Below are 6,099 nucleotides of genomic sequence, written 5' to 3'. Positions count from 1 at the left end.
GCAGTATTGAAAGATTGCCCTACTTCACCCCGCAAAATGCGCTTAGTTGCCGACATGGTGCGTGGAATGGAAGTAAACCGGGCTCTTGATGTACTGAAGTTTTCGTCAAAAGAAGCTTCCAGAAAAGTTGAAAAACTGTTGATGTCAGCCATTGCAAACTGGCAGGCTAAAAACGAAGGAACTCGTTTGGAGGAAAGTAAATTATTCGTGAAAACAATTGCTGTTGATTCAGGACGCCAACTAAAGCGTCTTCGCCCGGCTCCACAAGGTCGTGCACACCGAATCCGCAAGCGTTCAAACCACGTAACACTTTGCCTCGATAGTAAAAACATAGAAATCGAAAACGCATAATTAGTAATACATGGGACAAAAAGTTAATCCAATCGCAAATCGCTTGGGAATTATCCGTGGATGGGATTCCAATTGGTTCGGTGGAAACGATTATGGTGACAAGCTGGTTGAAGACACAAAGATCCGCGAATACCTGAACGCCCGTTTGGCTAAAGCAAGTATTTCAAAGATCATTATTGAGCGTACCTTAAAGCTGATTACCATCACTGTTCACACCTCTCGCCCCGGTATTATTATTGGAAAAGGTGGTCAGGAAGTTGACAAGCTGAAAGAAGAGCTTAAAAAGATCACCAGCAAAGAAGTTCAGATCAATATCTTCGAGATAAAACGTCCTGAACTCGATGCCCGTATCGTTGCGAACAATGTTGCACGTCAAATCGAAGGTAAAATTGCTTACCGTCGTGCTGTGAAAATGGCTATTGCCTCTACAATGAGAATGGGAGCACAGGGAATCAAAATTATGGTTTCAGGTCGTTTAAACGGTGCTGAAATGGCACGCTCTGAAATGTATAAAGACGGTCGTACTCCATTGCACACATTGCGTGCCGATATCGACTACGCTTTAGCAGAAGCTTTAACTAAAACAGGTTTGTTGGGTGTTAAAGTTTGGATTTGTAAAGGCGAAGTTTACGGAAAACGCGACCTGTCTCCAAACGTTGGACAAAAGTCTAACCAACCAGGTGGAAATCCACGTGGAGGAAACAGAGGCGGCGGTTTCAAAAAGAAAAGAAAATAATTCGAAAACCTTTTAATTAAAAAAGGATGTTACAGCCGAAAAGAACAAAATTTAGAAGAGTCCAAAAAGGCCGGATGAAAGGTAACGCTCAACGCGGAAACCAATTGGCATTCGGTTCTTTCGGAATAAAAACGTTGGAAGAAGCGTGGATTACCGGTCGCCAAATTGAAGCGGCGAGGGTTGCGGTAACACGCTACATGCAGCGTCAGGGTCAGATTTGGATCCGTATTTTCCCCGATAAACCAATTACCAAAAAGCCCGCTGAAGTACGTATGGGTAAAGGTAAAGGTGCTCCTGAAGCATTCGTTGCTCCGGTTAGCCCAGGTCGTATTTTGATCGAAGCTGATGGTGTTCCATTTGAAATGGCAAAAGAAGCCCTTCGTTTGGCCGCACAAAAACTGCCGGTAACTACGAAGTTCATTGTAAGACGTGATTTTGTTGAAACTGAAAAAGAAGACTAATTATGAAGACTTCAGAAATTAAAGAATTAACTGACAAGGAAATCCTGGAAAAAATCCAGCTTGAAACTGAAACCTTGGTACGTCTGAATATGAACCATGCTGTGTCACCTCTGGATAACCCAATGAAAATTCAAGTTGCCCGGAGAAATATTGCACGCCTTAAGACCGTACTGCGTCAGAGGGAGTTGAATCAAAATTAATTTGTGTAATTGATGGAAACAAGAAATCTGAGAAAAGAGCGTATCGGGGTTGTTGTTAGCGATAAAATGGAAAAAACCATTGTTGTAGCCGTTAAGATGAAAGAAAAACATCCGATCTACGGTAAATTCGTTAACAAAACGACCAAATTCTACGCTCATGATGAAAAACAAGACAGCAACGTTGGCGATACGGTCAAAATTATGGAAACACGTCCTTTGAGCAAAAGCAAACGTTGGAGATTAGTTGAAATTTTAGAAAGAGCTAAGTAATCATGATACAACAGGAATCAAGATGTTCAGTAGCCGATAATAGCGGTGCCAAAGAGGTGCTTTGTATTCGCGTTTTAGGCGGTACAAGAAAGCGCTATGCATCGCTGGGCGATATCGTGGTAGTAACTGTTAAAAGTGCTATCCCGAGTAGTGATATGAAAAAGGGAACTGTTTCAAAAGCCATTGTTGTTCGCACGAAAAAAGAAAACCGCCGTCAGGATGGTTCTTACATTCGTTTCGATGACAACGCTGTTGTTTTATTAAACAACGCCGGCGAAATGCGCGGTACCCGTATTTTCGGACCTGTGGCAAGAGAGCTTCGTGATAAAAACATGAAATTCATCTCACTTGCACCAGAAGTACTTTAATGCCTAAAAGAAAAGAAATGCAGAAGAAATTACATATCAAAAAAGGAGACACAGTTGTCGTAACTGCCGGTAATGATAATGGCCGCCAAGGAAAAGTCCTGGAAGTTATCCGCGACAAAGACAGAGCAATTGTGGAGGGCGTTAATATGGTAAAAAAACATACCAAACCCAATGCGGAAAACCCACAGGGTGGTATCGTTGAAAAGGAAGCGCCAATCCACATTTCTAACCTGATGTTGTTAGACCCTAAATCAGGATCACGCACACGCATCGGTCGGAAACTCGACGACAACGGTAAATTAGTACGTTATTCAAAAAAATCTGGAGAGGAGATTAAGTAATGGCTTATACACCGACACTTAAGACAAAATATTCGGAAGAAGTAATTCCTTCTTTAATGAAGGAATTCGATTACAAATCTGTAATGCAGGTTCCGAAATTGACGAAAATTGTCCTGAACCAAGGAGTTGGAGCTGCAATTGCCGACAAGAAAATCATTGAAGTTGCTACAGAAGAAATGACAATGATCGCCGGACAAAAGGCAGTCCAAACCAAATCGAAAAAGGACATTTCGAACTTTAAATTGCGGAAAAAGATGCCAATCGGGGTGCGTGTTACACTCCGTAAAGAGCGCATGTATGAATTCCTGGATCGTTTAATCAATGTATCTTTGCCACGTACTCGTGACTTCAAAGGTATTGAGAGTAAAATGGACGGACAAGGAAACTATACTCTGGGTATCCCGGAACAAATCATTTTCCCTGAAATCAACATTGACAAGGTTAACCGTATTAACGGTATGAACATTACTTTTGTAACTTCTGCTGAGACAGATGAAGAAGGCTTCGCCTTGTTGAAATCATTAGGTTTACCTTTTAAAAACGTAAAAAAGAACTAAGCTATGGCTAAAGAATCCATGAAAGCCCGTGAAGTAAAAAGGGCAGCACTTGTTGAAAAATACGCAGAAAAAAGGGCACAACTTAAAGCAGAAGGTGACTATATCGGCTTGCAAAAATTACCTAAGAACTCTTCAAAGGTACGTATGCACAACCGTTGCAAATTAACCGGACGTCCGAAAGGATATATTCGCCAGTTTGGAATTTCAAGGATTAACTTCCGGGAAATGGCCTCATCTGGATTGATTCCGGGTGTTAAAAAAGCTAGTTGGTAATCAATAATCAAAAAGTAATGAGCAAAATTACAGACCCAATAGCAGATTTTCTAACACGCATCCGTAACGCTCAAAAAGCGAAACACCGCGTTGTTGATATTCCTGCTTCAAACATAAAAAAGGAAATGACCAAAATCCTGAAGGAAAAAGGTTATATCCTGAATTACAAATTTGAAGATGATGTAAACTATCAAGGCAATATCAAAATTGCGTTGAAATATCATCCAGAGACTAAAACTCCGGCTATTAAATCAATCAAAAGAATTAGTAAGCCAGGTTTGAGACAATACTGCCACAACGAGAACATTCCTCGTGTACTAAATGGTTTAGGAATTGCGATTATATCTACCTCAAAAGGTGTTATGACTGATAAAGAAGCTCAAGACCAAGGAGTAGGTGGTGAAGTTTTATGTTACGTTTATTAATAAGGAGGAAAAAGAATGTCAAGGATAGGTAAATTACCAGTCGAAATTCCAGCCGGCGTAACAATTAGCGTTTCTCCAGAAAACCTGGTAACTGTAAAAGGTAAATTAGGTGAGCTCACTCAGCAGGTGGATACGGATATCGAAGTAGCCGTTGAAGGAACCCAAGTGTTGGTTAAACGTCCAACCGATCAAAAACGTCACCGTGCCATGCACGGACTGTATCGTTCATTGATCAGCAACATGGTTAAAGGTGTTTCTGAAGGTTACGAAATTAAATTAGAATTGGTCGGTGTAGGTTACCGTGCAGAAAACCAAGGTCAATTGCTTGACCTGGTATTGGGATACTCTCACCACACTTTCCTGGAACTTCCGGCAGAGGTGAAAGTTGAAGCATTGACCGACAAACGTAGTAATCCTACAGTAACTCTGAAAAGCTGTGATAAACAGCTTATTGGTCAGGTAGCGGCAAAAATCCGTTCACTGCGTGCTCCGGAACCATACAAAGGTAAAGGTGTGAAATTCGCAGGCGAAGTGTTACGTCGCAAAGCCGGTAAATCTGCAGGTGCTAAATAGTAAAATTTGAAACCATGGCTTTAACGAAACAAGAAAGAAGATTTAGAATAAAAATGAGAATCCGGAAAATCGTTTCCGGAACTGCCGAAAGACCACGTTTGAATGTCTTCCGAAGCAACAAACAAATTTATGCCCAATTGGTGAACGACCTGCAAGGCACAACTTTGTTGGCAGTCTCTTCATTGGATAAAGAAATCATTGCTGCTGCCGGAAACAAAACAGAAAAAGCTGCTTTAGTTGGTAAAGCTCTAGCTGAAAAAGCTGTTGCTGCCGGTGTTGCAAACGTCGTATTCGACCGTAATGGTTATTTGTATCACGGTAGAGTAAAACAATTAGCTGATGCTGCCCGTGAAGGTGGCCTTAAATTTTAAGAATTATGTCAGGAAATATCAAAAAAGTCAAAACGACAGACATAGAATTGAAAGACCGGTTAGTTGCTATTAACCGTGTTACAAAAGTAACCAAAGGGGGGCGCACATTCAGCTTTTCAGCAATTGTAGTTGTTGGTAACGAAGATGGCATCGTAGGATGGGGTCTTGGAAAAGCCAGCGAAGTGACTGCAGCCATTGCAAAAGGCGTTGACGCGGCAAAGAAAAATTTGGTGAAAATTCCAATCAATAAAGGAACTATTCCTCATGAGCAAGTTGCTAAGTTCGGGGGCGCGAATGTGTTCTTGAAACCAGCTTCTCACGGTACCGGAGTAAAAGCCGGGGGTGCGATGCGTGCCGTACTGGAGAGTGTTGGTGTACACGATATCCTTGCGAAATCAAAAGGATCATCGAACCCACACAACCTGGTAAAAGCAACTTTCAATGCATTGCTCGAAATGCGTGATGCATATACCGTTGCACAACACAGAGGTGTCTCATTGGAAAAAGTATTTAAAGGATAGGAACTATGGCTAAGATTAAAGTTACTTTAGTAAAGAGCGTAATTGGTTCCGAGAAGAGCCAAAAGGCGACAGTCGAAGCTCTTGGAATTAAAAAATTGAATCATTCAGTGGAACACGAGGTTACTCCCGCATTAATGGGTATGGTAAACAAAGTGAGACACTTATTGAAAGTCGAAGAAATTTAAAATATTTTAAGATTGAAATTATGGAATTAAATAATCTTAAACCTGCAGCAGGATCCGTTAAAAAGGTGAAGCGTATTGGTCGTGGTCAAGGTTCCGGACGTGGCGGTACTTCTACAAGAGGTCACAAAGGTGCTCAGTCACGCTCTGGATACAGCCGTACCCGTGGTTTTGAAGGTGGTCAAATGCCTTTGCAACGTGTGGTACCAAAATTCGGATTCAAAAATGTTAACAGGGTAGAATATAAAGCCATCAATCTCGACACATTGCAAACATTGGCTGAAAGCAAATCGCTTTCAGTCATTGATGTGCAAACGTTGGTTGATGCAGGTTTGGCTTCAAAAAATGACCGTGTAAAAATTTTGGGAAATGGTGCGTTAACTGCTAAATTGGAAGTTAAAGCTCATGCGTTCTCAAAATCAGCAAAAGAAGCCATCGAAAAATTAGAAGGAACCACTGAAATACTCTAA

Annotated in this window: 15 protein-coding genes; all 15 read left to right on the top strand. The window is 41.3% G+C overall.

The genetic code is table 11. The annotated features are described in order from the left end of the window. A partial coding sequence (gene rplV, locus ABZD21_RS12360) for a 50S ribosomal protein L22 (RefSeq protein ID WP_372775319.1) occupies positions 1-351 on the top strand: 351 nt, incomplete at its 5' end. Positions 352-361: 10 nt separating this feature from the next. Then, positions 362-1,087: a 30S ribosomal protein S3 gene (gene rpsC, locus ABZD21_RS12355; RefSeq protein ID WP_372775317.1), complete on the top strand. Its 726-nt coding sequence runs from the start codon at positions 362-364 to the stop codon at positions 1,085-1,087. Between the two features lie 26 nt (positions 1,088-1,113). Continuing rightward, positions 1,114-1,548, top strand: a complete 435-nt coding sequence (rplP, locus tag ABZD21_RS12350) for a 50S ribosomal protein L16 (protein WP_372775316.1) — start codon at positions 1,114-1,116, stop codon at positions 1,546-1,548. A gap of 2 nt (positions 1,549-1,550) precedes the next feature. After that, entirely contained in the window at positions 1,551-1,748 is a 198-nt protein-coding gene (gene rpmC, locus ABZD21_RS12345; protein WP_372775315.1) for a 50S ribosomal protein L29, read from the top strand. A 12-nt stretch (positions 1,749-1,760) separates the two neighbouring features. Then, positions 1,761-2,018 carry a 30S ribosomal protein S17 gene (gene rpsQ, locus ABZD21_RS12340; protein WP_372775314.1) on the top strand — a complete coding sequence of 86 codons (258 nt, stop codon included), beginning with the start codon at positions 1,761-1,763 and terminating at the stop codon, positions 2,016-2,018. A gap of 2 nt (positions 2,019-2,020) precedes the next feature. After that, positions 2,021-2,386, top strand: coding sequence for a 50S ribosomal protein L14 (rplN, locus tag ABZD21_RS12335; protein WP_372775313.1), 366 nt, complete (start codon positions 2,021-2,023; stop codon positions 2,384-2,386). A 17-nt stretch (positions 2,387-2,403) separates the two neighbouring features. Next, positions 2,404-2,727 carry a 50S ribosomal protein L24 gene (rplX, locus tag ABZD21_RS12330; protein ID WP_372775312.1) on the top strand — a complete coding sequence of 108 codons (324 nt, stop codon included), beginning with the start codon at positions 2,404-2,406 and terminating at the stop codon, positions 2,725-2,727. Next, entirely contained in the window at positions 2,727-3,284 is a 558-nt protein-coding gene (gene rplE, locus ABZD21_RS12325; RefSeq protein ID WP_372775311.1) for a 50S ribosomal protein L5, read from the top strand. The genes rplX and rplE overlap by 1 nt, the downstream gene beginning before the upstream one ends. Positions 3,285-3,287: 3 nt before the next feature. Continuing rightward, on the top strand, positions 3,288-3,557 hold the full coding sequence (gene rpsN, locus ABZD21_RS12320; protein WP_372775310.1) for a 30S ribosomal protein S14: 270 nt from the start codon (positions 3,288-3,290) through the stop codon (positions 3,555-3,557). A 17-nt stretch (positions 3,558-3,574) separates the two neighbouring features. Further along, complete coding sequence (gene rpsH, locus ABZD21_RS12315; RefSeq protein WP_372775309.1) at positions 3,575-3,982, top strand: 30S ribosomal protein S8; 408 nt, start codon at positions 3,575-3,577, stop codon at positions 3,980-3,982. 15 nt (positions 3,983-3,997) lie between these two features. Further along, positions 3,998-4,555, top strand: coding sequence for a 50S ribosomal protein L6 (gene rplF / locus ABZD21_RS12310; protein ID WP_372775308.1), 558 nt, complete (start codon positions 3,998-4,000; stop codon positions 4,553-4,555). A 14-nt stretch (positions 4,556-4,569) separates the two neighbouring features. Further along, complete coding sequence (gene rplR / locus ABZD21_RS12305; RefSeq protein ID WP_372775307.1) at positions 4,570-4,926, top strand: 50S ribosomal protein L18; 357 nt, start codon at positions 4,570-4,572, stop codon at positions 4,924-4,926. 5 nt (positions 4,927-4,931) lie between these two features. Then, complete coding sequence (rpsE, locus tag ABZD21_RS12300) at positions 4,932-5,447, top strand: 30S ribosomal protein S5 (protein ID WP_120272517.1); 516 nt, start codon at positions 4,932-4,934, stop codon at positions 5,445-5,447. Between the two features lie 5 nt (positions 5,448-5,452). After that, the gene (gene rpmD / locus ABZD21_RS12295) at positions 5,453-5,632 is read left to right on the top strand and encodes a 50S ribosomal protein L30 (RefSeq protein WP_372775306.1); all 180 of its coding nucleotides are present in this window, start codon (positions 5,453-5,455) and stop codon (positions 5,630-5,632) included. Positions 5,633-5,652: 20 nt separating this feature from the next. Further along, the gene (gene rplO, locus ABZD21_RS12290; protein ID WP_372775305.1) at positions 5,653-6,099 is read left to right on the top strand and encodes a 50S ribosomal protein L15; all 447 of its coding nucleotides are present in this window, start codon (positions 5,653-5,655) and stop codon (positions 6,097-6,099) included.

This window comes from Mangrovibacterium sp. (assembly GCF_041596335.1).
In the GTDB taxonomy this organism is placed as follows: Bacteria; Bacteroidota; Bacteroidia; order Bacteroidales; family Prolixibacteraceae; genus Mangrovibacterium.
Note: the sequence above shows the minus strand (reverse complement) of the source record. Positions and strands in the feature narration are given on the sequence as shown.